General features: G+C 67.3%; 2 protein-coding genes. Both read left to right on the top strand.

From position 1 onward, the window contains the following. The first annotated feature begins 58 nt into the window (after window positions 1-58). Complete coding sequence (locus tag VF643_RS04255) at window positions 59-1225, top strand: TIGR03087 family PEP-CTERM/XrtA system glycosyltransferase (RefSeq protein ID WP_331042129.1); 1167 nt, start codon at window positions 59-61, stop codon at window positions 1223-1225. Then, a partial coding sequence (gene xrtA, locus VF643_RS04250) for an exosortase A (protein WP_331042128.1) occupies window positions 1222-1943 on the top strand: 722 nt, incomplete at its 3' end. The genes VF643_RS04255 and xrtA, both read left to right, overlap by 4 nt.

Below are 1943 nucleotides of genomic sequence, written 5' to 3'. Positions count from 1 at the left end.
AGCGGCTGCCGCTCTGGCTTGCCAACCGGGTCGGACCGCCGATCGCGCGGGGGCTGGGGTGAGCGAGCTGCTGTTCCTCGCGCATCGGGTGCCGTTCCCACCAGATCGCGGCGACAAAATACGCGGTTTCAACATCTTGCGGCACCTTGCTGCCAAGCATCCTGTGCATCTGGTGGCGTTTGCCGACGACGTCGCCGACCGCGACCCGGCGCCCGAGTTCCGGCAGATGCTCGCAAGTTGCACGGTCATACCGCGGACAAAGGCGAACGCGATGGCAGCGCTGCAGGCGCTCGCCACCGCAAGGCCGGTGTCGCTGACCGCCTTTGCAGACCCGACCATGCAGGCTGCGATCGCGAAGGTCTGTGCGACCGCCGCCGTCGACCGGATCCATTGCTATTCCGGTCAGATGGCGCAGTATCTACCCCGTAACGTGCCCGTCATCATGGACTTCGCCGACGTGGATTCGATGAAGTTCGAACAGCTTGCGGTCAACGCACGCTATCCGATCTCATGGTTGCTCCGTCGCGAGGCCAGGCTGTTGGACTCCTTCGAACGTGCCGTCGCAGCACGGGTGAGCGCCAGCCTGTTCGTTACCGACGCGGAGGCGCGGCTGTTCCGTGAGGGGGGCGCGACCGGTAAAATCCTGGCAGTGGAGAACGGGATCGATGCCGGCTTCTTCGATCCCGCTGCGGATTTTGCGCCGGTCGACACACCAGGCCCGCTGATCGTCTTCACGGGGCAGATGGACTATCGACCCAATGTCGACGCCGCGGCGTGGTTCGTGGGTAACGTCCTGCCCGACTTGCGGGCCAAGTATCCGACATTGCGCCTTGCGATCGTCGGTCGCTCGCCGACGGCCGCGGTAAGGGCGCTGTCGGGAGAAGGCGTGATCGTCACCGGAGCGGTTCCCGATGTGCGCGGCTGGTTGGCGGCAGCCTCAGTGTGCGTCGCCCCGCTTCAGATTGCGCGTGGAGTGCAGAACAAGGTGCTCGAGGCGATGGCGATGGCGCGCCCGGTGGTCGCGTCCGCCGCCGCCGCGGAGGGGATCGATCATGCCGGCACGATCCGGGTGGCCGCCGACGCGGAGGCGCAGGTGGCGATGATCGGCGCGCTGCTCGCCGATTCCGGGGGGGCTGCAAGGCTCGGTGCCGCGGCTCGGGAGCAGGTCGTGTCGCGCTATGCCTGGCCGGCGCGACTGGCCGCGCTCGATGCGCTGATGGCGTGATCAGCCTGGCCCGGCCAAGCTGGCAAGCCGCCGTTCGTGCGAGCGCGTGGAAACGTCACGGCGTGGCGCTGGCGATCGTCGTATTCAGTATTCTGATGCTGTTCGCCACCGATGCGCTGCAACTGGCAGTGATGTGGTGGACGAGTGGCGCCTATGGCCATTGCCTGTTGATCGCGCCTCTGGTCGCGTGGCTGGTTTGGACGCGTCGCTCGCTGCTGGCACGGCTGGAGCCTGTCGGCTGGTGGCCGGGTCTCGTGCTGGTGACCGGCGGCGGCGTGGCTTGGCTGATGGGCGATGCGGGTGGCGTGACCTTCGCGCGGCAATGGGGGCTGGTGCTGATGCTCCAGGGCGCGGTGGTCACGATACTCGGTGCGCAGGTCGCACGGGGGCTGTTGTTTCCGCTCGCCTATGCCTCGCTCGCCGTTCCGGTCGGCGCGAGCCTGGAGCCGTTGCTGCAGCGGGTGACGGTCGCGTTGGTGATGCCGCTGCTCGCGATCGCACGCGTTCCCGCCAGTGTCGATGGCGTGATGATCCACGCCGGGCCTTATCTTTTCGAGGTTGCCGAGGCGTGCTCGGGGGCGAAGTTCGTGCTGGCGATGATCGCGTTTTCGACGCTGGTCGCGCATCTCTGCTTCACGTCGTGGCGACGGCGTGCCTGCTTCATGGCGGCGTCGATCGTGGTTCCGGTCCTCGCCAACGGAGTGCGCGCGTTCGCGAC

The organism is Sphingomonas sp. (assembly GCF_036387595.1).
GTDB lineage: Bacteria > Pseudomonadota > Alphaproteobacteria > Sphingomonadales > Sphingomonadaceae > Sphingomonas.
Note: the sequence above shows the minus strand (reverse complement) of the source record. Positions and strands in the feature narration are given on the sequence as shown.